Raw genomic sequence first — 23,810 nt, 5'->3', positions numbered from 1 at the left:
GAAGGAAGCACACCCATGAAGCGCCTCTTTGCCTCCCTCCTGACGCTCTCCGCCCTCTCCCTGACGCCTGCCTGCGGCGACGACAACACGCCCAACAACCCCAACCCGCCGCCGACGGACACCACCGAGAACGTGTCCGCCAACATCACCCAGGACACCACCTGGAAGGCGGGCGTCACGTACACGCTGAAGAACTACGTCTTCGTGGAGAGCGGCACGCTCACCATCGAGCCGGGGACCCGCATCCTCGGTGAACAGGGCAGCGCGCTCATCGTCACCCGCAACGCGAAGATTCACGCGGTGGGCACCGCGCAGGCGCCCATCGTCTTCACCAGCTCGCGGCCCGAGGGCAGCCGCGCGCCCGGTGACTGGGGCGGCGTGGTGCTGCTCGGCAAGGGCCGCATCAACGTGGCGGGCGGCGAGAACACGGTGGAGGGCTTCTTCGCCTCCGGCAACAACCCGCTGACCAAGTACGGTGGCGGCGCCACCCCGAACGACGCGCACGACTGCGGCAAGCTGAACTACGCGCGCATCGAGTTCGCCGGCTTCGAGCTGTCCGAGGACAACGAGCTCAACGGCCTCACCGTGGCCGGCTGCGGCTCGGACACCGACCTGGACTACATCCAGGTCCACCTGGGCGCGGATGATGGCGTGGAGTTCTTCGGCGGCTCGGCCAACCTGAGGCACGCCGTCGTCACCCAGACGGACGATGACTCGCTGGACTACGACCTGGGCTACAATGGGAAGATCCAGTTCTTCATCGCGCAGCAGAACGCGGTGGTGGGCAACTTCGGCATCGAGGCCTCCGGCAACAAGAACGACAACGCGGCCACGCCGCGGTCCGCGCCGGAAATCTGGAACGCGACCTTCATCGGCTCCGGCCGTCCGGCGGGCACCAGCCCCGCGCAGTCGGGCATGGTGTTCAACACCGGCGCGGGCGGGAAGCTGAACAACGTCATCGTGGCCAACTTCGCCGACCTGGCGGTGGACGTGAGCGGCACGGCCTCCGCGGCCCTGTGGAACGCGGCCACGCCGGAGCTGTACCTGCGCAACACGTTCTTCTGGAACAACCGCGGCAACAACGTCTCCATCCCCGCGGCGCCGAACCCGACCGTGGACGCTGGCGGCAACGTCACCAACCCGGACTCGTCCAACTTCAACGAGCCGGAGAAGGTGCTCGCCTCCGGCCTGAACAACCGCGTGGTGGATCCGCAGCTCACCGACGCGACCCACCTGACGGCGCCGAACTTCATGCCCGTGGCCGGCTCGCCCGCGCTCAACCCGGACTCCGCCGCCACGCCGCCTGCGGGCTTCGACACCTCCGCGCGCTTCGTCGGCGCGGTGGGCACCACCAACTGGCTGGCCGGCTGGACGGCCTTCCCGCAGAACTGACGTTCCCACGCTGAGCTGAGCCGGGCCCCTCCTCCGAACGCGGGTGGGGGGCCCGGCCCCATGGCCCGGTCGAGTGCAGCGCTCGGAGGGGGGCTCCGGCGACGGCACCCGGCCGGGCTGTGGCCTTTGAAGGGCCCGGAGCCTGCTGGCGGCCCTGGGCCCCTCACCCCGCGCGGCACGCGCCCACGGGGTTGTCATCCCAGGTGGCTCCCCCAACGTTTCCGGTGGCGGGCTCGACTCCTGCCTGCCCAGGAGGAGCCACCGCCATGCGTGACACGATTCAGCAGCCAGGAGCCCGCCTTCCCGCTGCGTCTCCACGTGGCGGACGCCTCGGAAGCCAGCGGTGGGGATGGCCTGACCGCGGCATCCAGCGCACCTCGGAGGAGCGCCTTCCGCAGCTCGTCTCCGCGCTCGCGGGCGGCGCCCTGCTCACGCTGGGCCTCCGGCGAGGCAGGCTGGGCGGCGTGGCCATGGCCCTGGCCGGTGGCGGCCTGCTCTTCCGCGGCACCCGGACCGAGCAGGAACCCCACGTCCGCAAGCACGGCGTCATCGTCCGGAAGCTCCGCCGTCAACGTGGCCGGGACGCCACCGTCGAGCTGACGGTGCTCCAGCGCTCCATCACCATCCAAGGCACGCCGGAGGCGCTGTATCGCCGCTGGTGCGACGCGGAGACGCTCAACCAGGTGATGGGACACTTCGCCGACGTCACGTCCTCCGGCGAGGGATTGCAGCACTGGAAGGTGCCGGGCGTGCTCGGCCAGGACCTCGAATGGGACGCGGAGGTGGTGGAGGAGCACCCCGGCGAGCTGCTGCGCTGGCAATCCGTGGGGGACACGGCCCTGCCCAACGAAGGCTGGGTGCGTTTCCGCCCCGCGCCTCGGGACTGGGGCACGGCGGTGACGCTCCGCTTCGTCTTCGACCCGCCGGGCGGCGTCGTGGGTGAGAAGGCCGTGCAGCTGCTCGGCGCCGTGCCCGCCGCGCTCGCGCTCAAGGCCCTCAAGCGATTCAAGAGCCTCGTCGAGTCGGGCGAGATTCCCACCACCCGGCCCAACCCCGCCGCTCGCGAGGGCGGCTACTCCTTCTGAGGAACCTGCCCATGCGCGCACTCTGCTGGAACGGCATCAACGACCTGGGCGTGGAGACGGTGGGGGACCCTCGCATCGTCAACCCGCACGACGTCATCCTCCAGGTGAGGATGTCCACCACCTGCGGCTCCGACCTCCACTTCATCGACGGCTACATCCCGACGATGCGCAAGGGAGACGTCATCGGCCACGAGTTCATGGGCACCGTCGTGGAGAAGGGCCCCGCGGTGAAGAAGGTCCAGGTGGGTGACCGCGTCGTCGTCCCGTCTTTCATCGGCTGCGGCAGCTGCTGGTACTGCCAGCACGACCTCTGGTCCCTCTGCGACAACACCAATCCCAAGGGCGAATTGCAGGAACCCCTGTTCGGCTCCCAGACGGCCGGCATCTACGGCTACACCCACGCCTTCGGCGGCTACGCGGGCGCGCATGCGCAGTTCGTCCGCGTCCCTCACGCGGACAACGACTGCTTCCGGGTGCCCGAAGGCGTGACGGATGAACAGGCGCTGTTCCTCTCCGACGCCGTGCCCACCGGCTACATGGGCGCGGACTTCTGCGACATCCAACCCGGCCAGACGGTGGCCGTGTGGGGCTGCGGCGGCGTGGGGCTGATGGCGCAGAAGGCCGCGTTCCTCCTCGGCGCCGAGCGGGTGATTGGCATCGACCGCTTCCCCGAAAGACTGAAGCTGGCGCGGGAGAAGGTGGGCGCGGAGACCATCAGCTACGAAGAGGTGGACAGCGTCCTCGACGTGCTGAAGGAACTCACCGGCGGCCGAGGCCCCGACGCCTGCATCGACGCGGTGGGCATGGAGGCCCACGGCACGGGCGTGGGCGCCGCGTATGACCGCGCGAAACAGGCGATGCGCCTCCAAACGGACCGGGGGCAGGCGCTGCGGCAGGCCATCCTCGCGTGCCGCAAGGGCGGCATCCTGTCCGTGGTGGGTGTCTACGGCTTCATGGACGCGTTCCCCATGGGCGCCATCATGAACAAGGACCTCACGGTCCGCTCCGCCCAGCAGCACGGACAGAAGTACCTGCCGCGCCTGCTGGAGCACGTGGTGAAGGGCGAGCTGGACCCGTCCTTCCTCGCCACCCACCGGTTCTCCCTGGAGGACGCGCCGAAGGGGTACGAGCTCTTCAAGAAGAAGCAGGACGGCTGCGTCCGGGCGGTGTTCCTGCCCAACTGACGCGCCAGTCCTCGCGATGCCGTCCGGTGGCCGCGACACACCGGGCGGCTTCGTTTATCCGCGGCCCGCTCAGGCCTCGGACAACATGCCGTTGCCGGTGTGGTGCGCCGCGGCGGCGAGCGCCTCCGGCGAGGACCCATCCGCGAACAGGGACGCACCCGCCGCGGGACGGGCCTTGGGAGGACGGCCCCGGCGGCGGGGCGCGTTCTCATCGTTGCCCTGCGCCGCGCTCGCGGTGTCCGCCGCCGCGCCGTCAGCCCGGGCGCCCTTGCGCGCCGCTCGCGGCAGATGGATGCCGTCCAGCCGCGCGCTCAGCTCCACGCTCTCCTCGGAGAAGACTCGCGCGTACGCCAGCGCCCGCTGGCCCTTCTGGAGCAGCGCCTCCTGGCTTTCGTGCAGCGCCTGCCGCGCGGACTCCAGCGCCGCCTGCGCGCGCGCCACGGCCTCCGCCTGCTCCCGCACCTGTTCGGCCGCGGCGTCCAGCACCTCGCCGTTCATGTCCGGGAAGCGGACCTCCGCCAGCTCCGTGGTGAACAGCTCGAGCAGCGCACGCAGCGCCGGGGAAATGGGGTCGTTCTCGTTCGAGTCGAACATGGGCGGGCCTCCTGGCTCCTTGCGGGAAGGTGGCCCTATCTGCCCAGATGTTCAGTGTCAGATCAAGAGGGTAGGCTAAAACAGCACCCCTGCGGATCAATCCACGCGCACCAGCGCCGCCTGCTGCAAGCCGTCGTCCGCGCTCACATCCACGGACAGGTAGTGCCGCCCCACCCCGTCGAACGTCTCCGGAATGGCGCCGCCGCCGCCGGAGATGAAGGCGGGGATGCCCGCGTTGGTGAACGAATAATAGGAGTGGATGTGCCCGTAGAGCGTGAGGTCCACGCCCGCGCGCGCCATCTTCCCCACCAGGCCCGCGGCCTCGCCCCGGTTGGCGAAGCCGCCGCCGCGCAGGCCCACCGGGTCCTGCGGCGGCACGTGCATGGCCACCACGTGCGTGCCACCCCGCGAGGCCGCCAGCCACCCTTCCAATTGCTCCTCCACGCCGGGGTCCAACGTGCCGTTGCTGGAGTCCACCACCGAGAAGCGCACGCCCTTGAAGACGAAGCTCTGGCTGCCGCGCCCCACCAGCGCGTGGTACTCGGCCGCGTCGCGGGTGAACGTCTCGTGGTTGCCCAGGGTGGCGTACAGCGGAATGCGCGAGCCCGCCTCCAGCCGCTCCTGGAACTCCGTCAACTCATCGCGCGTGCCTGACTCCGTGAGGTCGCCCGCGAAGAGGATGAAGCGTGCCGCGTCGTCCCGCCGCATGCGCGCGTAGATATCTCCGACGCGCGGCAGGGCTTCCTGCACGTCCGCCAGCGCGAGGAAGCGGAAGGGCTCGCGCGATTCGAAATCCGGCGGCGCCACGGACAGCCGCACCGTCGTCCCCGCGCGCAGCGCCACGCGCCACACCTTCACGGTGGGCAACGCCTGCGGAAGCGCTTCCTGCACCAACGGCGCGCCCCCTTCCTCCTCGGCCACCAGCACCGCGTCCGGCATCGCGTTGCGCACCGTCACCAGCCAGTCGGACGGCGCCTGCGCGCCCACGTCGACGCGAGCGGTGAAGGCCGGCGCGTTGCCCCACAGCACCAGCGTGCCCGGCGCCAATTCGCGCACCGTCGCCAGCCCGTCCGCCACCGACAGCGTCACCCCGCCCTGCTGCGCCTGCCCCACCTTGGAATCCGCAATCGCGCGGTTCTCCGCGGGCCGCATGCCACAGCCCGACGACACCAGCGCCGCCAGCACCCCCGCCTTCACACCCGCGCGCATCACCGCTCACCTCCCAGGGCACGAATCAACGACAACCGGCCCACGAGCGCGCCACCACCCTGCACCTCGGCGGCGACACCCCAGTCATCCGTCAGCAGCGCCCGGCCTCTCAGGCCAAAGGCGCCCACGATTCCGCCGCCGCGCGAGCGGATGCCGCCCGCGAACGAGTCCTTGCGGTGGTCGTAATAAAGCATCGCCTCACCCCGGAACGGTCCCCCACGGCCCAGCCACACGCCGTAGCCGAAGGTGAAGAGCAGCTGCTCGTGCAGGTTCCCGTCGCTCACCGCGCCGGGGTACGTATAGGCCTCCGCCGACGTGCCCACGCTGACCTCCGCGAAGGAGCCCGCCATCGCCGGGCTGATGCGCGACATGGCCAGCCGGCCCCGCAGCGCCACCTCTCCGCTGATGAGCGCGAAGCCCTCGGTGGGGTAGCGGTGGAACTGGCCAAAGGCCTCCACGTCCAGCGCGCTGCCATCCGTGCCCGCGAGCGCGCGCTCCGGCGCGCCCAACAGCCGCCACGCGCCGCCCAGGCGCACCTGGGTGTTGCCCTCGGAAGGGTCCACCCGCACGGCGCCCAGCAGGCGCAGCGAGTCGAAGCGGGCCTGCGCCCCCACCGTGAGGAAGTGGCGGTAGTCGAAGGCAGCGTCATTCACATACTGGTAGCCCACCTCCAACTCCAGCGGAGGAAGCAGGGGCGGCGCCACGCCCGGGTCGAACGCCGGCGCCGTCACCGCATACAGGTTGGCCAGCGCGGAGATGCCCAGCACGCTGAAGCCCGCCAGCGTCACCGCGTACAGCGGGGCAATGGTGCGCCGCGAGGCGCCCGTGAGCGCGATGGGCACCCCGCCCAGCGCGATGAGCCCCAGGCCCGCGCCCTCCAACGCGAAGAGCCGCTTCGCAGTGTGACGGTCCCCCGCCACCAGGGGCCCCAGTCCATGGAAGAGCAACCCCGGCACCACCGCCACCGCCACCGCGAGCGGCTTGAAATCGGGGCGCTCCGGGGGCGGCGGGGGTACCTGCGCCAACGACTGCTGGGAAAGCCCCACGTGCGCCTGGAGGGGCGCATCCACCGGGACCTCCGGGCTCCCATCCCCACCGCGGGCCAGGCCCGGCGTCGAGAACAGCAGCACTCCACTCAGACACACGGCGCCCCACCGCGAGCGAAGGGGGAGCTCGGACACCATCGGCGACGCCTCTTTCTCAGCGAGGGGCCGGCCGCCCCTGCCCGCCGGCAAGCGCAGGCAGGTCCGCTAGATAACCGCGCCAGGGCGGCCCACGGCAGGCGCCCCGCGTGAAGAAATGTGAAGCCTCACACCTTCGTAACCCTGAAAAACTTTGCACAGAGTGCAATCCGGAACCGGGACTTTCCCAGGAAGGAAGGTATGCTCCTACCCCGTGGCGGAAAACAGCCCTCAGCAATTCGGTAAATACGTCCTCCTCTCGAAGATCGCCGCGGGGGGGATGGCCGTCACCTACCGCGCGCGGATGACGGGGGCGGCGGGCGTCACCAAGCCCTGCGTCATCAAGCAGATCCTCCCGCACTTCGTCGACGATGCGGACTTCGTCGAGATGTTCATCGGCGAGGCGCGCGTGGTGGCCAGCATGAGCCACAGCAACATCGCGCAGATTTTCGACTTCGGTGAGGTGGACGGGCAGTACTTCATCGCCATGGAGCTGGTGCAGGGCCAGCCCCTGTCCAAGGTGCTGCGCCGCGCCCAGCGGATGGGCATCAGCGCCTTGCCGGAGTCGCTGGCGCTCCATGTGGCCAGCAAGCTGTGTGACGGCCTGGACTACGCGCACCGACACGTGGGCGAGGACGGGCAGGCGCTGGGCCTGGTGCACCGCGACGTGTCCCCGGACAACGTCCTCATCTCCTATGAGGGCGAGGTCAAGGTCATCGACTTCGGCATCGCCAAGGTGACGAGCGCGGTGGAGGCGAAGACGTCTCCCGGCACCCTCAAGGGCAAGTACCCGTACTTCTCCCCGGAGCAGGCACAGGGCCGGCAGGACCTGGACGCGCGCACCGACGTGTACGCCGCGGGCGTCGTCCTCTATGAGATGGTGTGCGGCAAGCGCCCCTATGAAGGGGAGTTCGTCACCGTCCTGCCCCGCATCCTCGTGGGCGACCGCCTGCCGCCGTCGGCGCTCAACCCCACCGTCAGCGAGGACGTGGAGACGGTCATCTCCCACGCCATGGCGCTGGACCGTGAGGCGCGCTACCAGACGGCGAAGGACTTGAGCGAGTCGCTGGTGGAGCTGCTCTACCGCGACAACCCGCGCTTCACCCCCACCCTGCTGTCGCAGCTCATGGCGCACCTCTTCCCGGAGGAGCTGGCCGCCGAGGGTCGCCGGGTGGAGGTGTCCCCCGCCTTCCAGGAGCAGCTCGCCGCCTGGCAGTCGGGCGTCACCGAGGCGTCGTCCCAGGGACGCGCGCGGCTCCCGTCCAACAACGCCCAGCGGGGCTCCAACCCCGGCGTGCGCAGCCGTCCGGGCAGTGACGGAGGCCGCCCTGGCAGCGACAACGGACGGCCCGGCAGCGAGGGAGGCCGTCGTCCCTCTGCGAGCAACCCGGGGGTGCGCCGTCCCACGAGCAGCGGCGTGCGGCGGATGACCCAGTCCCAGCTCCCCCGCGCCGAGGGCGGCGTCCGCAGGACGTACACCGCCGAGCGCCCCGGCCCCCCCGTGCCGGAGCTGGACGAAGAGCCCGGCACCGACGCGGGTGATGTGCCCACCCCCACCCAGGCCACGCCGCACGACACGCCCATCGAAGTGCCCGCCGCCGAGAGCAAGGAGCCCACCACCGAGGCGCATCCGGTGGGCACCTGGACTGGCAAGGGCTACCGCACCTCCGTGGACGACGCCCGGGACACGCTGGCGCGTGAAGAGGCCGCGCGCGTGGCGAAGGGGAAGGAGAAGGCGCGCGTCGTGACGATGTCCGTCATCTACGCCACCGCCGCGCTGTTCCTCGTCGGCGTATTCTACAAGCTCGTCATCGCGCGCGAGTCCGCGTTCGACGACGCGTACGCGTCCACCACCACGCTGTGGCTCGCCTCCAAGCCCGCGGGCGCCAGCGTGCGGCTCAACGACCAGGTGCTCAAGGGCGTCACGCCAATGATGGTGGAGGTCAAGATTGGCGAGGCCAACACGCTGGCCCTCTCGCTGCCCGGACACCTGCCCTGGACGAAGCGCTTCACGCCCACGTCGAACCTGGTGGAGCCGCTGACGGCGGAGCTGAAGCCCGTCGCCGCGCCCCCGCCGCCCCCTCCCACACCGGTCGAAGTGGCCGTGGCGGCGCCAGAGGACGCGGGCGCCGCGGGGGTGGCGGAAGGCGGCGCCGCGCCGGAGGACGGGGGCCCCGGCGCGCCGGAGGACGCGGGCGCCAGCACGGAGGTGGCGGCCGCACAGGACGGGCCCGTGGGGGAGGACACGCCGCAGCGGACGATGCACGAGGTGGACTACCCCACCCGCGTGCTGGTGCTGCGCCCCCAGTACAACGCCGTCCCCCTGCCCGAATACAACACCGCCAGCATCGAGCTGAACCCCGGCACGACGTACTCGGTGTGGACGCAGGGCAACGCGTCACTGGCCGAGGGACGGGGCACCGCCTCCGGCACGCTGGCCTACTTCATCGAGGGCGACGGGCCGGTGGACAGCAGCTTCGGCCTGCTCGGCACATCAACGCGCACCATCAAGGGCGCCCGGAAGCTCCACGTCTTCGCGCTGGATGACAGCGGTCCGGACGACAACAGCGGCGCCATCCGCGTCAACGTCCGCCAGTCCGCCTACGTGCCGCCGCGCTCGTTCACCTTCGACGCGAAGGAGAACGCGGTGCCGCTGAAGCCCGAGCACCAGATGGTGCTGCGCGGCCTCAACCCGGACTCCACCTACCTGCTCACCGTGCGAGACGACTTCGCGGAGCTGCGCTCCGGCCCCAACGGCCGCGTCCGCCAGGTGCTGTGCCTGGAGCGCGGCCCAGCGCCCGAATCCGTGCGCGCCACCCACCGCATCCTCCAGACCGGCAAGCGCTACCAGCTGACGGGCACGGAGGACCTGCACTGCACCTTCCCCGACATGCAGGTGGACGACAACCGGGGCGCCTTCGAGGTGGACATCGTCGACGTGACGGCCATGTCCGGCAAGGAGCGCGCGGAGGCCCTGAAGGGCTCACGCCGCTCGGAGCGGTAGCAGCCACACAGGCAGCCCGCCGCCCACCCGCCGGGGCGCCCACAGGTGAGGCGAGCACTCGCGGCGCCGCGGAGGACGCCGGGCTGGGGCAGAGGAACGGTGACTACCTTACGGTGGACCGGCGCCCCGAGGCTTCAGCGAAGGGGCCCGGCTTCCTGACGTAAGGGCTAGCGAGGGCCCGGCAGCGCGGAGGCCCGGCTCGACAAGGACGGGAAAGGCACGTGGGCGCGGGGCCGAGGGGGCACCGGGCCCACGCGTCTTTCCTCGGGACGGACTCAGATGTCCAGGTTCTGCACGTCCAGGGCGTTGCGCTCGATGAACTCGCGCCGCGGCTCCACCGCCTCGCCCATCAGCAGCGAGAAGATTTCGTCGCTCTCCACCGCGTCCTCCACCCGCACCTGGAGCAGCGTGCGCGTGGCCGGGTTCATCGTCGTGTCCCAGAGCTGCTCCGGGTTCATCTCACCCAGACCCTTGTAGCGCTGCAGGCCCAGGCCGCGCTGCGCGTCCTTGCGGACGGCGGCGAGCACCTCCTGCACGGAGAAGACGGTGATTTCCCCCGCCTCCACGCGGACCTTGTATGGCGGCTTGCCCAGCGCCACGAAGGCGTCGCGCAGCGACGACAGCTCCACGAACTCCGGCGACGACAGGAAGGCGTGGTCGAGCACCGTCTCCCGCATGGCGCCATTCACATCGGTGTGGAACACCAGCTTCTTGGTGTGGTGCTCGGGGTCCTGCACCATTTCGTGGCGCACGCGGCCCAGCACGTCCGGCATGCGGCGCTCGAAGGTGTCGTAGGCGGCCTTCACCGCCGTCCCCAGGGCCGCCTCGTCCGTCAGCGTCTCCGCCGACAGCCGCGCACCCTGCACCAGCGCGTCCACCACGCGCGCGTCCCGGCGCTTGGACTGCTTCTCCAGGCGCTCCTCGTACGTAATCACCTTCTCCAGCAGCACCTTCAGCTCCGCGCCGCCCAGCTCGCCCTCGGGCGTCAGCACCCGCGCGTGCTCGGAGGCAATCTTGAGCAGGTACTCGTTCAGCGCGTGCTCGTCCTTGACGTACTGGTCCTTCTTGTTGCGCGTGACTTTGTAGAGCGGCGGCTGCGCGATGTAGAGGTAGCCCTTCTGCAAGAGCTCCGGCATCTGCCGGAAGAAGAAGGTGAGCAGCAGCGTGCGGATGTGGCTGCCGTCCACGTCGGCGTCCGTCATCAGGATGATGCGGTGGTAGCGCGCCTTCTCCGGGTCGTAGTCCTCCGCGCCGATGCCCGTGCCCAAGGCCGTAATCAGCGTCACGATTTCGGCGCTGGTGAGCATCTTCTCGAAGCGGGCCTTCTCCACGTTGAGAATCTTGCCGCGCAGCGGAAGGATGGCCTGGTTGCGCCTGTCCCGGCCCTGCTTGGCGGAGCCACCTGCGGAGTCACCCTCTACGATGTAAAGCTCGCTCTCGTTCGGGTCGCGGCTCTGACAGTCCGCCAGCTTTCCGGGGAGCCCGCCGCCGTCCAGCACGCCCTTGCGGCGCACCGTCTCACGCGCCTTGCGCGCGGCCAGACGCGCCCGGCAGGCGTCGCCAATCTTCGCCACGACCTTCTTGGCGACCATGGGCGTCTCTTCCAGGAAGGAGCCGAGCTGGTCGTTCACCATCTGCTCGACCAGGCCCTTCACCTCGCTGTTGCCCAGCTTCGTCTTCGTCTGCCCCTCGAACTGGGGGTTGGTCAGCTTGACGGAGATGACGGCGGACAGGCCTTCACGCGCGTCCTCGCCGGTGGGCGTCTCCTTGAGGTCCTTCCAGAGACTGCCCTTCTCCGCGTAGCTGTTGAGCGTGCGCGTCAGCGCCGCCTTGAAGCCGGACAGGTGGCTGCCACCCTCATGGGTGTTGATGTTGTTCGCGAAGGTGTAGATGCGCTCGTCGTAGCCGTCATTCCACTGCATCGCGATGTCGAGCGTGACGCCCTCGCGCTCCGTGCTGAAGGAGATGGGCTTGTCGTGGAGCGTCTGCTTCGACTTGTTGAGGTACTCCACGAACGAGGAGATGCCTCCGTCGAACTTGAAGTCGTGCTCCTTGTTCGTGCGCTCGTCGCGGACGACGATGTGCAGACCGGCGTTGAGGAAGGCCAACTCACGCAGACGCTGGCTGAGCGTCTCGAAGTTGAACTCCACCAGCTCCATCACCGTGGAGTCCGGCTTGAAGGCGATGTACGTGCCGCGCTTGTCGGTGGTGCCCACCTCGCGCGGCGGCGTGTCCGGGATGCCCTGCGCGTACGACTGTTCGTAGACAGTGCCGTTGCGCTGGACGCGGACCTTGAACCACTCCGAGAGGAAGTTGACGCAGGTGACGCCCACGCCGTGCAGGCCGCCGGAGACCTTGTACGCGCCGTTGCCGAACTTGCTGCCGGCGTGCAGCTCCGTGAGGACGACCTCCAGGGTGTCCTTGCCGGGGAACTTGGGGTGCGGGCCCACGGGGATGCCGCGCCCGTTGTCCTGCACGCTCAGGGAGCCATCCACGTGGATGACGACCTCGATGTCGGTGCAGTGCCCGGCCAGCGACTCGTCCACCGCGTTGTCGACGACCTCGTACACGAGCTTGTGAAGCCCGTAGGCCATCGTGTCACCGATGTACATGCCGGGGCGCTTCCGGACCGCCTCGCGGCCCTCGAGCTTGGTAATGCTGTCCGTCCCATACTCCACGGGCGGCGGAGCAACCGCCGAGCCGGTAGCGGGGGTCTTTTCCATGTGAAGCTGTCCTTGGGAAAAGGAGCCTTGCAACAGGTCCGTGCGTACCACTTCAAGGCACGTCGAACAAGGTTAACGAGGACTCGCAAGGCTGCGTAAACATTCGTGAAATCCGCCTGGCCGCCTGCCTGGGAGGCCGCCCCGGGGAACGGGGTGTTCAGGCGTCGAAACGGGGCGGCGGGAGGCGGTCCTCCAGCGCCGAAATCAACTCGTCGAAAACAGCCTTGCGGGCGAAGAGATGCCGGGTGACGAGCACTCGGCCTTCCTCCTTGAGGAACAGGGCGAGCACGCTCCCCTTCCGGCCAATCCGGCGCACGTGGTCAATCGCCCCCAGTGCAGGTCCAACTCCTTCTGGCTGAAGGGCCGGGCCACGCGCACGCCCCGCGCATCCACCGTGACGCCCCAGCCCGTGCGGGGCCGCAGGCGGTGGAAGGACACCAGGAAGGTCAACATCAGCCCCGCGGAGACGCCGGCGCGGGCCATGGCCTGGACGCCACCTGCGTCGCGGGCATCCGCCAGGGCCCAGGCGGTGAGGACGGCCAGCACGCAGGCCCCCACGAAGAGGGCGATGCGGGTGGCGCGAGGGTCGAAGGCGTAGAAGCGCGGGCTGCTCATGGGTGCCCCTGCACCCTAATCCTCCCGGCCCGCCGGTGCGCGGTTTTGAGCGCCGCGTCTGTTCTCCGCCGGGCGGAGCGTACCCTACGCTCCGGAGCCCCATGACGAATGCCGAGCTGTCCGCGCGCCTGCTGTCGAACGTCATCGCCTTCAAGCACCTTCAGCGGGAGCGGGGCACGCTGCGGCACCTGGGCCTGCCGGGCGTGGACGCCTTCTGTCTGCCAGGGCACCCGGAACACCAACGGGCCCAGCAGGCCTTCTTCCACGACGCGGGAGCGCTGCGCGACGCCCTGCCCGCCCTGACGGACTATTACCGGGGCCTGGACCTGCCCGGCTGGCGCGTGGTGCTGCTGCCCGGAGACACCGAGGCCCGGCGGGTGCTGGAGGACGCCGGCTTCGGCCCCGACGCGGTCCGGATGGATGCCTTGGGCCTGGTGCTGGAGGACGTGCCGGACGCCCCACCGGACATCCCCCTGGAGGTCTCCGAGACGCAGGACGACATGGTCGCCATCAACAAGCGCACGTGGGGCCAGCTGGGGCGCCAGCTCGACGTCTGGCTGCAGCCGCCCCCGCTGCCCGTGCACACGCTGGTCGCGAAGGAGGCGGGCGTTGCCCTGGCGTGTGGCATGGCCCGGGACGTGGGTGACACCGCGGGCATCTACATGGTGGCCACGGTGCCCGAGGCCCGGGGCCGGGGGCTGGCCGCGCAGGTGATGCGCGGGCTGCACCACCAGGCACGGGCCCGGGGGATGACGGCCGCGGTGCTCCAGGCCACGCCGGAGGCGAAGGCCTTGTATCAGCGCCTGGGCTACCGGGATTTGGGCGCGTGGGAGACCTGGGGCCGCACGGGCCCCTGAGTCAGCGCAGCGCTTCCAGCTCCGCCAGGCTGGAGAGCACCTGGGCCGGCTGGCTGAGCCCCACCAGCCGGTCCGCCAGCCCGTGGGCCGCCAGCCGAGCCAGGTGCGCCAGCCGCACCAACTGGGGGCCGCCCCGCTCGGCGTCCAGGACGGCCACCACCACGCGCAGCGGCTTGCCGTCGGGGGTATCCCCCGCGAGCGGCGTGGCCAGCGTCACCAGGGCCACCGTGGGCACCGCGCCTGGCAGGAAGGCATGCGGCACCGCGACCCCGCCTCCCACCGCGCATGAGGACTCCTCCCGGTGCCGGCGCAGGCCGTCCACCACCCGCGCGACTTCCGCGCCGGGCCGCGAGGAGGCCAGTCGCTCCGCCGCCACGTCCAGCACGTCGTCCCAGCCCGCGCAGGACAGCTGCAACACCACGCGCTCCGGCGCCAGCAGGGGCGCCAGCGGCGGCACGGCCGCGTCGCGCCGCCCTTGGGGCACGGGGAACTCCGCGTCCAGGAAGTCGCGCACGCGCGCCAGCTGCAGCCCGGACAGGCGCCGCTGGGCGATGTCCAGGAAGAGGGCCCCCGCGCCCGGTACCTCTTCCAGGTAGGCGGCCACGGACGGGCTCATCCGGTTGGCCACGTCCATCAGCAGCGAGGACGGGACTCGCAGCTCGCGGGCAATGGCCGACAGGCGCTCGGGCGTGGGGGGCGCGTCCACGCCGTTCTCCACCCGGCTGAGGTACGCGCTGGACACGCCGATGCGGCGTGCCAGGTCCCGCAGCGACAGGCCCGCATCCGTGCGCAATAGTCGGAGGGTAGCCCCCAGGTGCATCAGCTCCTCGCGGGAAGAACCCGGGCCGCGCTGGCCCCGTCGTTTGAGGATTCAGAGGTGGACTCCGCCGCCGTGGCGGGCGACGCGTCACACACCACCAGCAGCGAGCCCGGCACGTCCCGGATGATGCGCTCACGGTGCAGGCCGAAGAGCTTGTCCTCCAGCCCCCACTGCGCGCCGATGCCGACAATCACCAGGTCATAGCCATGGCGCGCCTCCTCCAGGGCGGCCTCGTCCGGTGCGTCACTGCGCACCACCTTCAGCGTCACACCGCCCTCGGTCGCCGGGAACAGCTCCTCCACCTGCGCCCGGGCCCCGCCGTTGCCGCCGAGGTCGGACGTCACGTGCAGCACCGTCACCTCGGCGCCCGCCTGCTTCAGCAGTCGCCGGGACAGGGCCAGGGCCGCGCGGTCATGCCGGCTTCCGGCGAAGGGCACCAGCACGCGCTTGATGTCCGACAGGCCCCGGTCCACCAGCACCGCCACCGGGCCACTGGCCTCCCGCATCACCTCGTGCACCGTGCCGCCCAGCACCGTCTGGCTGAAGAGCGGCTTGTGCCACCCCAGCAGGACCAGGTCCGCGCGCCGGGCCTTCGCGGTGCGGCAGATGTCCTGGGCCGGCTCGCCGGAGACGAACGACAACGGCCGCACGGAGAGCCCCAGGCTTGCGGCCCGCCACAAGAGCGGCATCAGCGCGCTGTCCTCCTCGGGGTCCCGCTGCTGCGCCGGGCGCAGGGACGCGCGCTCCGGGGACACCAGGTGCAGCGCGTGAAGCTGCGCGCCCTCTTCACGTCCCGTCAATGAGCGCGCCAGGGTGGCCATGCCCGGCCCCGCCTGCCCGTGGGACACGCACATCAGCACGCTGTAGGGCGGTGGGCCCGGCTCCACTGGCAGCGGCAACACCACACGCTCGCGGGCAATCTCCTCCAGCGGGTAGATCCACTTCAGCAGCGGCGTGGTGATGAACGTCGTCACCAGCGCCATCAGCACCATCATGGTGAAGAGCTGGGGTGAGATGACGCCCAGGTCCAGGCCGATGTTGAGGACGATGAGCTCCATCAACCCGCGCGTGTTCATCAGGATGCCGATGGCGCTCGCCTCGCGCCACCGCAGCCCCGTCATCCGCGCCGCCACCGCGCTGCCGCCGAACTTGCCCAGGCAGGCCAGCACGATGATGACGCCGCACGTCACCCAGTCCTCCGCGGTGTTCAGCAGGCCAATCTGCGTGCGCAGGCCGCTGAAGGCGAAGAAGACGGGCAGCAGCAACACCACCGCCACGTCCTCCAGCCGCTCCGCCAGCGCCTCCGCCAGCCGGCCCTCCTTCGGAATCACCGCGCCGAAGAGGAAGGCGCCGAACAGCGCGTGAATGCCGATGAGCTCCGTCACACCCGCGGACGCCAGCAGCAGCACCAGCGTGCCCGCCACCACGTTCTGGGTGAGGCCCTCGCGGCTGGCCACCCGCGCACCCAGGCGCGCGAGGAAAGGCCTCACCACCATCAGCATGAACGCGATGTAGCCCAGCGCCATCACCGTGGTGAGCGCCGCCTGCGCCAGGCTGGACGCGCGGACGATGGAGACGACGAAGGCCAGCAGGCACCACGCGGTGACGTCATCCACCGCCGCGCAGGCGATGGCCACCGTGCCCACCTTCGACTGGAGCAACCCCCGCTCGGTGAGGATGCGCGCCAGCACCGGGAAGGCGGTGATGCTCATCGCCACGCCCATGAAGAGCACGAACGACGAGAAGGGCACCTCTGGCGACGACAGGCTCTTGTAGAGCCACAGCGCGCCCGCGCCCGCGCCCAGCGCGAAGGGGACGATGATGCTGGAGTGGCTGATGGCCACCGACGCGTGCCCCCGACCCTTGAGCAGCTGGGGGTCCAGCTCCAGGCCGATGAGGAACATGAACAGCACCAGGCCCACCTGGCTGAGCATCGTCAGCACCGGCATGGACGAGGCCGGGAACAGCCCGTTCATCACGTCCGGCGCCAGCCAGCCCAGCAGCGACGGCCCCAGGACGATACCGGCCACCACTTCCGCGATGACCAACGGCTGTCCCAACCATCGCGCGCCGCGGCCAATGAGCCGCGACAAGCCAATGATGACGATGAGCTGCAAGATCAGCAGCGCGAGTGCGTTGGTGTGCATCCGGCCCTCCACATGAAGTGTTAAGCTGGCACTTACCAACCTGATTTCGAGGCGTCAACCGGAGGGAACGCAGGGCGTCAACCGGGACCCGCCTGCCTGCTTCACATCGTCAGATGGCGGCTGACGGCGTCCAGCAGTGTCTCCACGTCCACGGGTTTGCGCAGGTGACCGCAAGCGCCAATCTCATCCGCGACCTGGCGAGCATTCGCTGACGCGGAGAAGACGAGCACCGGGATATCACGCCAGGCTGACACTTGACGCATGGCCCGCGCGAACCCGCCTCCGTCCATGACGGGCATCATCATGTCTAGCAGGACGAGCCCCGGCAGCTCCGTGGCCGCGCCCAGCACCTCCAGGGCATGCTTGCCATTGCTGGCCCCCAGCACCGTGTAGCCCGCGTCACGAAGCACTTCCTCCAGGGCTTCGCGCAGGTCCGCGTCGTCATCCACCACCAGCAACGGCCGACTCACTCACGCCTCTCCTTCTCCAATGGCAAATCCAGGGTGAAACGCGCGCTACCCCCTTCGCGCGGCCCGGCCCAGGCCCGGCCCCCGTGGGAGCGCGAGCTTACCGCCCGTCCGAAGCGTTCGAGGAAGTGCCTCACCCGGTCCTCTGAAATTCCAATCCCTCTGTCATCCACCTGAACACGGCCCATGTGGCCCGAGCGGCGCGCCAGCTCCTGCGCCAGCGCCAGGTCCACCGGCCCCAACGTGCGAGTCTCCTGGGTGAGCAGCGACAGCCCCCCATCACCCCCGCGCGGCCCTGCAGCGGCACGTGCAGCACCGAACGAAGCCCCAGCGCGTCCAGCGCCCGCTGGTGCTCCGGGCTGGAGGTGAGGGGCACCGGCTGTGCCATCACATCCACCACCAGCACCCGCAGCGGTGTCATCCCGGGGCTCCCGGGAAGGGGCCCACCGGTGCGCCGTGGTCCAGCACCAGCCAGTACAGGCCCAGCTGGCGCGCGGCCTCCACGAACTCCGTGTAGCGCACCGGCTTGCGCACGTAGCTGTTGGCCCCGCCGCCGTAGCTGCGCACCACGTCGACCTCCTCCTCCTCCGACAAGGAGAGGATGACCACCGGCAGCATCCGCGTGCGCGCGTCCGCGCGGATGCGGCGCAGCACCTCATGGCCGTCCAGCCGGGGCAACTGGACATCCAGCAACACCATCGCGGGAGGCGGCTGGCTGGCCGGCGCGGGCCGCGTAGGGGCCCTGGAAGAACAGGTCGTCGAGCGCCTCCACCACGTCCACCCGCCGTGTGACGCCGGCCCGCTTGAAGGCGCGCAGCGCGAGGTCCACGTCGTCCGGGTTGTCCTCCACCAGCAGGATGGGCCGCTCGCCGCTCATGGATGGGACGCCTCCAGGGTGAAGCAGAACGTGGCCCCTTCGCCCGGCACTGCCTCCGCGGAGATGTCTCCCCCATGGCGGTGGATGATGCGCTGGACGGTCGCCAGCCCGATGCCCGTGCCAGGGAATTCCCCTGCCCGGTGCAGCCGATGGAAGGGAGTGATGAGCTTGCCCGCGTACGCCATGTCGAATCCCACGCCGTTGTCCCGGACACAGTAACGGGAAGGGTTCTCGCTCGACGTGGCGAAAACACGATGCGTCCTCCCGAGCGCTGGCTGGTGAACGTCCAGGCATTGCCGAGCAGGTTTTCCAGGACCACACGGAGCAAACGAGCGTCTCCCCGCGCCATCATCCCCGGGGCGATGTCGAACGCCGTGTCGCGGCCCGGCTCGGGGCGCGTCAGCGCCCGGCGACCACGCTGGCCAGCGCACTCAGGTCCACGGGCGCATGGCGCGGCTCGATGCGGGAGATGCGCGACAGCCGCAGCAGGTCATCGATGAACTGCCCCATGCGAACAACCGCCGCGCGCAGCCGCCGCAGGTGCTCGTGGCCTTCCTCGGACAGGCGTGCCCCATCCTCCTCCTGCAGGGCCAGGCTGAAGCCGTCCACGGCGCGCAGGGGCGCACGCAGGTCGTGGGACACCGAGTCGCTGAACGACTCCAACTCCTGGTTGGCCAGCGTCAGCTCCTGCGTGCGCTGGACCACCCGGGCCTCCAGCCGGGCCTCGCTCGCCCGCGGCGCATCCGCCTGGGCCCGCGCCCGCTCCAACAAGGCCTCGGACTCGCCGGCGAGCGTGACGACCTGGCGTCTGCCCAGCCACGCCAGCACCGCGCCCAGCATTCATGCGCACGGACCGTGGGGCCCCGCCTTTCACCCCCCGCCAGCACGCCGGGGGCTCGCCGCCACGCCTACTTCCAGGACAGCTCGTATTCGCTGTCGAGCAGCCCCACCTGGCGACCGTGGACCCGGACCTCACGCGCGCCCACCGCCTCCAGCACGCCGTGCAGCACGCCCTCGTGGTAGGCGGCGGGCATGAAGTCACGCCGCATGATGAAGCGGGCGCTCGTCTCCCCGGTCCACAGGGGGTAGCGCTCGCCGTAGGTCACCGCGGCGAGGTAGGCCTCTCCCAGCGACTGCAACAGCAGCCGCGGCTTGCCGCTGGCCGTTCGCATCAACTCCCGTCCGAAGACGGACGCCACGAAATCCACCGTGGCCTGCGTTCCCATGCGCCGCAGCACGCCCTCGAAGCCGTCCAACTGCGGGGCCAACAGCCGCGCCGCCGTGGATGACATCCGGAGGAACCGGGTGATGGGGTACATGTGGAGGAGGTTGATTTCCCAGATGCCGGCCACACCCTTGCAGCGGGCCACGGCGCCTTCGCCTCCCAGGAAACCCACGACGTCCAGCGTGCCCTGGAAGAACATCCCACGCGCCATGTCGTCGTCGGTGGCCGCCAGACGCCGCAACTCCAGCTCCCAGGCCGCGCCACCACCCGCGCTCGATTCGTAACCCGCGTACATGGTCATCTCCCCGAGGGACCCTTCCAGGGCGCCCGGGGAACACACCGCCACCTCACTTCGCGGATGCTTCCGGGCTCACAGGATTCCCCCCACTTCCGGGAAGCCAACAGTCGCATATTTTTCCGGTACTGTCGAATCAAACCCGGTTCGCCCCGCGGGCCGAGAGGAGCATCCGCCAGCCAACGAATAGGGGCGGATGCCCCCAGGCCGGGCTCAGCCCGCAATGAGGGACGCCTGGGCGGCGGCCACGGCGGCGCCGGGCTCCGAGCGATGACCGGCGGCGATGAGCGCGCGCTCCAGGGCGCCCACCGTGGAGAGGACGTCCGCAGGCCCCACGCGGTTCATGTGGCCCACACGGAAGTAGCGCGTCTTGAGGTCCGGGTGGAGGCCGCCGGCGACGACGACGCCCTGCCCCTTCACCCCGCCCACCAGCGCCGCGTCCACGCCGTCCGGGTAGTACACGGCGCTCAGTGTGTTGGCGGCCACGGCGTCGGAGGTGGGCAACAGGCGCAGGCCCATGGCCTTCCACGCCGCGCGGAAGGCCCGCGCCATCCGCTGGTGCCGGGCGAAGCGGGCGTCCATGCCCTCGGCCAGAATCTGCCCCAGGCTCACGTCCAGCGCGGCCACCAGGTTCACTGGCGGGGTGGCGAAGTAGGCCGGCTTGCCCGCTTCGTACGCCTCCATGATGGGCAACCACTCCGCGAAGTCCGCGTAGACGCTGGCCACCGGCGTCTTGCGCTTGCGCCAGGCCTCCATGGCCCGCGGGCCCACGGTGAGCAGCGCCAGGCCGGGAGGAACCCCCACCGCCTTCTGGCTGGCCGTGAGGTACACGTCCGCCTCCCACGCATCCTGGCGGAAGGTCTCCGCCGCGGTGGCGCACACACCATCCACCACCGACAGCACGCCGTGCTTGCGCGCGGCCCGCACCAGCGCCTCCGCGGGTGCGAGCACGCCCGTGGACGTGTCCACATGGGTGACGGACAGCACCTTGAAGCCACCCTTCGACAGGTGCGTCTCCACCTCGTCCAGGGAGGGCACGTCTCCCGGCGGGGCACGCACGTGCGTCACCTGGGCGCCGTGGCGCTCCAGAATCTTCGCCATCCGGTCACTGAAATAGCCGGTGTTCACCACCAGGGCCGCGTCCCCGGGCTCCACCAGGTTGGCCACCGCCAGCTCCATGGCCAGCGTGCCGGAGCCGGACACCACGAAGGGCTGCGCGGAGGGCGCCAGACTCACCTCCCGAAGCCGCTTCAGGGCCCGGCCGAAGACGGCGATGAAAGCGGGGTCCGTGTGGCTGAGGGTGGGAGCGCCCAGCGCCTGGAGCACCTCGGGCTCGAACTCCACCGGCCCTGGAATCATCAGCAAGTCTCTCACGGCGTCACCACTCCTCTCGCGCAGCCGCCGCGAGCGGAGGTGCCCGCGGCCCGGACCGACTGTGGCGGTCCCCGGCCGCGCTGTCCACGCACATGTGCTCCGGGCGAGTGTCCGGTGCGCGCTGTTCGGAAATGTCGGGACATTTCCGAACAGCACGCCACCGGACGCACCCCGACTCAGAGGCGGACGAGCAGCTCGCGGAGAATCGCGAAGCCCTGCCGGAAGTCCTCCAGCCGGGCCTGCTCATTGGGGGCGTGGTAGTACTGCATGTCCCCGAAGCCCGTAATCTGCACGTCGCAGCCCTGTCGTTGCAGGTCCCTCACGAGCGGCAGCGAGCCGGTGAGCGAGAAGGGCGTGGCCGACACACCGCGCACCACCTGCATGGCCTCCTTCAGGGCGCGCAGGCCCTCTGAGTCCAGCCGGCAGGCGATGCCCTCGGTCCCCTCCCCCTGGAAGCGGAACGCCAGCTCACCGCGCTTGCCGCCCGCCGTGCGCGTGCGCGGGAAGTGCGCGGGGGCGTCGTCGCGCGCCAGCCGGGCGTCGAGCTCCGCCATGAAGTCCGTCACCGCCTTCTGCACCTCCGCCAGGTCGTAGAAGGGCGTGAGGCGGATGTCGCCCCGCAGGACGACGTCGGCGGGCACCTTCGTCTCCTTGGTGTTGGGCGCCTCCACCACGGTGGCCTTGAGACTGGAGGACGACAGGAAGCCCCAGCGCTTCTCGTCCTCCGTGGGCGGGAAGCGCTCGTGGAAGAAGCGCGCCAGCTCCAACGACGCGGCCATGCCCAGCTCCAGCGCGTTGACGCAGTTCTGCGGCATGCCGGAGTGGCCGCCCACGCCCGTCACCTTCAGCTCCCACAGCGACACGCCCGCAGTGCCCAGCGTGGGGCCGAAGTTGGCGCTGTCCAGCCAGTACACCGGCTGGCCGTCCAGCGGCTTGAGCATCCCCTGCTCGGCCACGTAGTTGAGGCCCAGGCCCGGCAGCTCCGAGGACTCCTCGTTGGAGATGAGCACCACCTTCAGCGTGCGGCTGGGCCGCACCTTGCGCTCGGCCAGCTGAGCCAGCAGGTCGGTGAGCACGGCGACGTGCCCCAGACAGTCGGTGACGCCGCGCCCGTAGAGCACGCCGCCGGGGCCCTCCCACAGCTCGAAGGGGCTGCGCTCCCAGCCCTCCGCCTTCTGGTCCGCGGGGACCACGTCGAAGTGCGCGCCGACGAAGCCGATGGCGCCGTCCCCCTCGCCCGGAACAGTAAGCACCAGGCAGGGACGCGACGCCTGGCCCGGGCCCGCCACGGACTCCGCCTGGATGAAGCCGCTCTCGATGTGCGGCGCCAGGGTGTCCAGCACCACCTGCGCGGCCAGCCGCTCCTCGGGCACCAGCCCCGCGCCAGGGTTGTTCTGCAGCTTCGGAGTCAGGGCGATGAGCCGCCGGAGCACATCGAGGAAGCGGTCCTCACGCAGGGCAAGAGCTTTCATGAAGCGGATTGGAGCCCAGGCGCGCGGTGGAAGTCACCGGAAACGAACAGGCGCCTCGGCCGGGGCAGGCGCTGGCGTGGGTGCAGCGTGGAGCGGTGGGCGAAGTGGCCCGCCCAGCCTGGGTGACGCGGCGCTCCATGGCCGGCACTGGTGCGGCGCCGGGCCCATCCGCATCTTGGAGACACCATGCCAAAGACTTCTCCGCCGAAACCGCCGCGCGCGCTGTTCATCCGGGACTGGGCGCCCGCGTCCCCCGAACCACAGCCCGAGAAGGAAGCGCAGGTGACCACGATGCAGGTAGGTGAGGAGACCGGCGACGGCGGTGAACTCCAACGCTGAGGATGCCCGTGACACGGACAGGCACGGTGGTGCTGCTGGGTGCGCGAGACGACGCCCATGTTCAGGAGGTGGCGCGCCGGCTTCGCGCCGAGGACGTGGACACGGTGGTGGTGGACACACGGGCCTTCCCCGAGGAGACGCGGCTGTCGCTCACGGAGTCGCTGGACGGCATCGTCGCGGACGGACGTGAGGTGGGGCGGCCGGCCGCCGTGTACCTGCGCGGCTTGCATGCGCACCCGCTGGCCTTCGGGGTGGATGCCCAGGAGGCCATGGACGCGGACTGGCGCACCACGCTCACCGCGTTCCGCGAGAAGAGCGCGCTGCTCCTGGGACTGCTGGGCCGCTGGGAGCGACTGGGCGTGCCGCTCTACAACCCGCCCTCTTCGGACTGGAGCATGCACAAGCCCGCGCAGCTCGCCGCGCTCCAGGCCGCGGGACTTCCCGTGCCCCGGACGCTGTGGACGAATGACGCGGAGGCGGTGCGCCGCTTCGCGAGGGAAGGACGCGGGGTCTACAAACCCGTCGTAGGCGGCGCGGCGACGCGGGAGCTGAGTGAAGCAGACCTCACGGACGAACGCCTCGCGGCGCTATCCGCCGCGCCCGTCACCTTCCAGGAGCTGCTGCCGGGCGAGAACCTGCGCGTGTACGTGCTGGACGGCGCCGTCATCGCGAGCCTGCGCGTCATCTCGCCGTCGCTCGACTTCCGGCAGCACGAGGAGCGCATCGAGCAGGTGACGCTGCCGCCCGAGGTGGCTCACGGCTGCGTGAAGGCGTGCGAGGTGCTGGGCCTGCGATGGACGGGGATGGACTTGAAGCGTGACGCGGACGGAGCGCCGCGCATCCTGGAGCTGAACGGCTCGGCGATGTTCCTGGGCTTCGATGCGCGCGGCGGCACGGACGTGGCGGGTCACCTGACGCACGCGCTGGCGCGGCACGCACGCGGCGGATAG

General features: G+C 70.4%; 22 protein-coding genes. 7 read left to right on the top strand and 15 right to left on the bottom strand.

The window, feature by feature from the left end; genetic code table 11:
* Positions 1 to 15 precede the first annotated feature (15 nt).
* From OZ403_RS01275 to OZ403_RS01265, 3 genes are all read left to right on the top strand, one after another.
* Positions 16 to 1,392 carry a hypothetical protein gene (locus OZ403_RS01275; RefSeq protein WP_268783286.1) on the top strand — a complete coding sequence of 459 codons (1,377 nt, stop codon included), beginning with the start codon at positions 16 to 18 and terminating at the stop codon, positions 1,390 to 1,392.
* Between the two features lie 266 nt (positions 1,393 to 1,658).
* On the top strand, positions 1,659 to 2,477 hold the full coding sequence (locus OZ403_RS01270; protein ID WP_140786723.1) for an SRPBCC family protein: 819 nt from the start codon (positions 1,659 to 1,661) through the stop codon (positions 2,475 to 2,477).
* An 11-nt stretch (positions 2,478 to 2,488) separates the two neighbouring features.
* The gene (locus tag OZ403_RS01265) at positions 2,489 to 3,661 is read left to right on the top strand and encodes a zinc-dependent alcohol dehydrogenase (RefSeq protein WP_140786722.1); all 1,173 of its coding nucleotides are present in this window, start codon (positions 2,489 to 2,491) and stop codon (positions 3,659 to 3,661) included.
* Positions 3,662 to 3,730: 69 nt separating this feature from the next.
* Here the strand turns inward: OZ403_RS01265 and OZ403_RS01260 are convergent, their stop codons facing one another.
* From OZ403_RS01260 to OZ403_RS01250, 3 genes are all read right to left on the bottom strand, one after another.
* Positions 3,731 to 4,255 (bottom strand): hypothetical protein, encoded by a 525-nt coding sequence (locus OZ403_RS01260; protein WP_268783285.1) that lies wholly within the window; start codon positions 4,253 to 4,255, stop codon positions 3,731 to 3,733.
* 96 nt (positions 4,256 to 4,351) lie between these two features.
* A complete protein-coding gene (locus OZ403_RS01255) occupies positions 4,352 to 5,464 on the bottom strand; it encodes a metallophosphoesterase family protein (protein ID WP_140796298.1) in 1,113 nt (370 codons plus the stop codon).
* Entirely contained in the window at positions 5,464 to 6,648 is a 1,185-nt protein-coding gene (locus tag OZ403_RS01250) for a hypothetical protein (RefSeq protein ID WP_140860008.1), read from the bottom strand. The genes OZ403_RS01255 and OZ403_RS01250 overlap by 1 nt, the downstream gene beginning before the upstream one ends.
* Before the next feature lie 211 nt (positions 6,649 to 6,859).
* Here OZ403_RS01250 and OZ403_RS01245 point away from each other — a divergent pair, with 211 nt between their 5' ends.
* Positions 6,860 to 9,649: a protein kinase domain-containing protein gene (locus OZ403_RS01245; RefSeq protein WP_268783284.1), complete on the top strand. Its 2,790-nt coding sequence runs from the start codon at positions 6,860 to 6,862 to the stop codon at positions 9,647 to 9,649.
* A 275-nt stretch (positions 9,650 to 9,924) separates the two neighbouring features.
* Here the strand turns inward: OZ403_RS01245 and gyrB are convergent, their stop codons facing one another.
* Together gyrB and OZ403_RS01235 are read right to left on the bottom strand one after the other, a co-directional pair.
* Positions 9,925 to 12,372: a DNA topoisomerase (ATP-hydrolyzing) subunit B gene (gene gyrB / locus OZ403_RS01240; protein ID WP_140786718.1), complete on the bottom strand. Its 2,448-nt coding sequence runs from the start codon at positions 12,370 to 12,372 to the stop codon at positions 9,925 to 9,927.
* A 204-nt stretch (positions 12,373 to 12,576) separates the two neighbouring features.
* Positions 12,577 to 12,987, bottom strand: a complete 411-nt coding sequence (locus OZ403_RS01235; RefSeq protein WP_268783283.1) for a hypothetical protein — start codon at positions 12,985 to 12,987, stop codon at positions 12,577 to 12,579.
* Positions 12,988 to 13,088: 101 nt separating this feature from the next.
* On the opposite strand from OZ403_RS01235, the gene OZ403_RS01230 reads away from it, so the two are divergent.
* Positions 13,089 to 13,844, top strand: coding sequence for a GNAT family N-acetyltransferase (locus tag OZ403_RS01230; RefSeq protein ID WP_237077930.1), 756 nt, complete (start codon positions 13,089 to 13,091; stop codon positions 13,842 to 13,844).
* A 1-nt stretch (position 13,845) separates the two neighbouring features.
* Here the strand turns inward: OZ403_RS01230 and OZ403_RS01225 are convergent, their stop codons facing one another.
* The 10 genes from OZ403_RS01225 to OZ403_RS01180 form a co-directional block, all read right to left on the bottom strand.
* Complete coding sequence (locus OZ403_RS01225) at positions 13,846 to 14,664, bottom strand: helix-turn-helix domain-containing protein (RefSeq protein WP_140786715.1); 819 nt, start codon at positions 14,662 to 14,664, stop codon at positions 13,846 to 13,848.
* Entirely contained in the window at positions 14,664 to 16,811 is a 2,148-nt protein-coding gene (locus tag OZ403_RS01220) for a cation:proton antiporter domain-containing protein (RefSeq protein WP_140796961.1), read from the bottom strand. Before OZ403_RS01220 ends, OZ403_RS01225 begins: the two co-directional genes overlap by 1 nt.
* A gap of 101 nt (positions 16,812 to 16,912) precedes the next feature.
* Complete coding sequence (locus OZ403_RS01215) at positions 16,913 to 17,281, bottom strand: response regulator (RefSeq protein ID WP_140786713.1); 369 nt, start codon at positions 17,279 to 17,281, stop codon at positions 16,913 to 16,915.
* Positions 17,282 to 17,695: 414 nt separating this feature from the next.
* Positions 17,696 to 17,956 carry a response regulator gene (locus tag OZ403_RS01210; protein ID WP_328285498.1) on the bottom strand — a complete coding sequence of 87 codons (261 nt, stop codon included), beginning with the start codon at positions 17,954 to 17,956 and terminating at the stop codon, positions 17,696 to 17,698.
* Positions 17,934 to 18,155 (bottom strand): hypothetical protein, encoded by a 222-nt coding sequence (locus OZ403_RS01205; protein WP_237077928.1) that lies wholly within the window; start codon positions 18,153 to 18,155, stop codon positions 17,934 to 17,936. Before OZ403_RS01205 ends, OZ403_RS01210 begins: the two co-directional genes overlap by 23 nt.
* Complete coding sequence (locus tag OZ403_RS01200) at positions 18,152 to 18,352, bottom strand: sensor histidine kinase (RefSeq protein WP_268783282.1); 201 nt, start codon at positions 18,350 to 18,352, stop codon at positions 18,152 to 18,154. The genes OZ403_RS01205 and OZ403_RS01200 overlap by 4 nt, the downstream gene beginning before the upstream one ends.
* A gap of 202 nt (positions 18,353 to 18,554) precedes the next feature.
* Entirely contained in the window at positions 18,555 to 18,995 is a 441-nt protein-coding gene (locus tag OZ403_RS01195; RefSeq protein WP_268783281.1) for a histidine kinase dimerization/phospho-acceptor domain-containing protein, read from the bottom strand.
* A gap of 68 nt (positions 18,996 to 19,063) precedes the next feature.
* Positions 19,064 to 19,675, bottom strand: a complete 612-nt coding sequence (locus OZ403_RS01190; protein WP_174258596.1) for a DUF2378 family protein — start codon at positions 19,673 to 19,675, stop codon at positions 19,064 to 19,066.
* A 213-nt stretch (positions 19,676 to 19,888) separates the two neighbouring features.
* Positions 19,889 to 21,049, bottom strand: a complete 1,161-nt coding sequence (locus OZ403_RS01185) for a pyridoxal-phosphate-dependent aminotransferase family protein (protein WP_140852838.1) — start codon at positions 21,047 to 21,049, stop codon at positions 19,889 to 19,891.
* 176 nt (positions 21,050 to 21,225) lie between these two features.
* A complete protein-coding gene (locus OZ403_RS01180) occupies positions 21,226 to 22,521 on the bottom strand; it encodes a M20/M25/M40 family metallo-hydrolase (protein WP_268783280.1) in 1,296 nt (431 codons plus the stop codon).
* A gap of 186 nt (positions 22,522 to 22,707) precedes the next feature.
* On the opposite strand from OZ403_RS01180, the gene OZ403_RS01175 reads away from it, so the two are divergent.
* Positions 22,708 to 22,860, top strand: a complete 153-nt coding sequence (locus OZ403_RS01175; RefSeq protein WP_153881172.1) for a hypothetical protein — start codon at positions 22,708 to 22,710, stop codon at positions 22,858 to 22,860.
* A gap of 2 nt (positions 22,861 to 22,862) precedes the next feature.
* Entirely contained in the window at positions 22,863 to 23,810 is a 948-nt protein-coding gene (locus tag OZ403_RS01170; RefSeq protein ID WP_268783279.1) for an ATP-grasp domain-containing protein, read from the top strand.

The organism is Myxococcus sp. NMCA1 (assembly GCF_026810205.1).
In the GTDB taxonomy this organism is placed as follows: domain Bacteria; phylum Myxococcota; class Myxococcia; order Myxococcales; family Myxococcaceae; genus Myxococcus; species Myxococcus xanthus_A.
The sequence above is the reverse complement of the archived record's forward strand: the minus strand, read 5'-3'. Positions and strand labels throughout refer to the sequence as shown.

Bases quoted from the DNA above. Each gene is read 5' to 3' on its own strand.
- OZ403_RS01260 (WP_268783285.1), bottom strand. From the start codon at position 4,255: ATGTTCGACTCGAACGAGAACGACCCCATTTCCCCGGCGCTGCGTGCG.
- gyrB (WP_140786718.1), bottom strand. From the start codon at position 12,372: ATGGAAAAGACCCCCGCTACCGGCTCGGCGGTTGCTCCGCCGCCCGTG.
- OZ403_RS01230 (WP_237077930.1), top strand. From the start codon at position 13,089: ATGACGAATGCCGAGCTGTCCGCGCGCCTGCTGTCGAACGTCATCGCC.
- OZ403_RS01170 (WP_268783279.1), top strand. From the start codon at position 22,863: ATGCCCGTGACACGGACAGGCACGGTGGTGCTGCTGGGTGCGCGAGAC.
- OZ403_RS01275 (WP_268783286.1), top strand. From the start codon at position 16: ATGAAGCGCCTCTTTGCCTCCCTCCTGACGCTCTCCGCCCTCTCCCTG.
- OZ403_RS01265 (WP_140786722.1), top strand. From the start codon at position 2,489: ATGCGCGCACTCTGCTGGAACGGCATCAACGACCTGGGCGTGGAGACG.
- OZ403_RS01270 (WP_140786723.1), top strand. From the start codon at position 1,659: ATGCGTGACACGATTCAGCAGCCAGGAGCCCGCCTTCCCGCTGCGTCT.
- OZ403_RS01220 (WP_140796961.1), bottom strand. From the start codon at position 16,811: ATGCACACCAACGCACTCGCGCTGCTGATCTTGCAGCTCATCGTCATC.
- OZ403_RS01180 (WP_268783280.1), bottom strand. From the start codon at position 22,521: ATGAAAGCTCTTGCCCTGCGTGAGGACCGCTTCCTCGATGTGCTCCGG.
- OZ403_RS01190 (WP_174258596.1), bottom strand. From the start codon at position 19,675: ATGTACGCGGGTTACGAATCGAGCGCGGGTGGTGGCGCGGCCTGGGAG.
- OZ403_RS01250 (WP_140860008.1), bottom strand. From the start codon at position 6,648: ATGGTGTCCGAGCTCCCCCTTCGCTCGCGGTGGGGCGCCGTGTGTCTG.
- OZ403_RS01225 (WP_140786715.1), bottom strand. From the start codon at position 14,664: ATGCACCTGGGGGCTACCCTCCGACTATTGCGCACGGATGCGGGCCTG.
- OZ403_RS01195 (WP_268783281.1), bottom strand. From the start codon at position 18,995: ATGCTGGGCGCGGTGCTGGCGTGGCTGGGCAGACGCCAGGTCGTCACG.
- OZ403_RS01255 (WP_140796298.1), bottom strand. From the start codon at position 5,464: ATGCGCGCGGGTGTGAAGGCGGGGGTGCTGGCGGCGCTGGTGTCGTCG.
- OZ403_RS01175 (WP_153881172.1), top strand. From the start codon at position 22,708: ATGCCAAAGACTTCTCCGCCGAAACCGCCGCGCGCGCTGTTCATCCGG.
- OZ403_RS01205 (WP_237077928.1), bottom strand. From the start codon at position 18,155: ATGAGCGGCGAGCGGCCCATCCTGCTGGTGGAGGACAACCCGGACGAC.
- OZ403_RS01235 (WP_268783283.1), bottom strand. From the start codon at position 12,987: ATGAGCAGCCCGCGCTTCTACGCCTTCGACCCTCGCGCCACCCGCATC.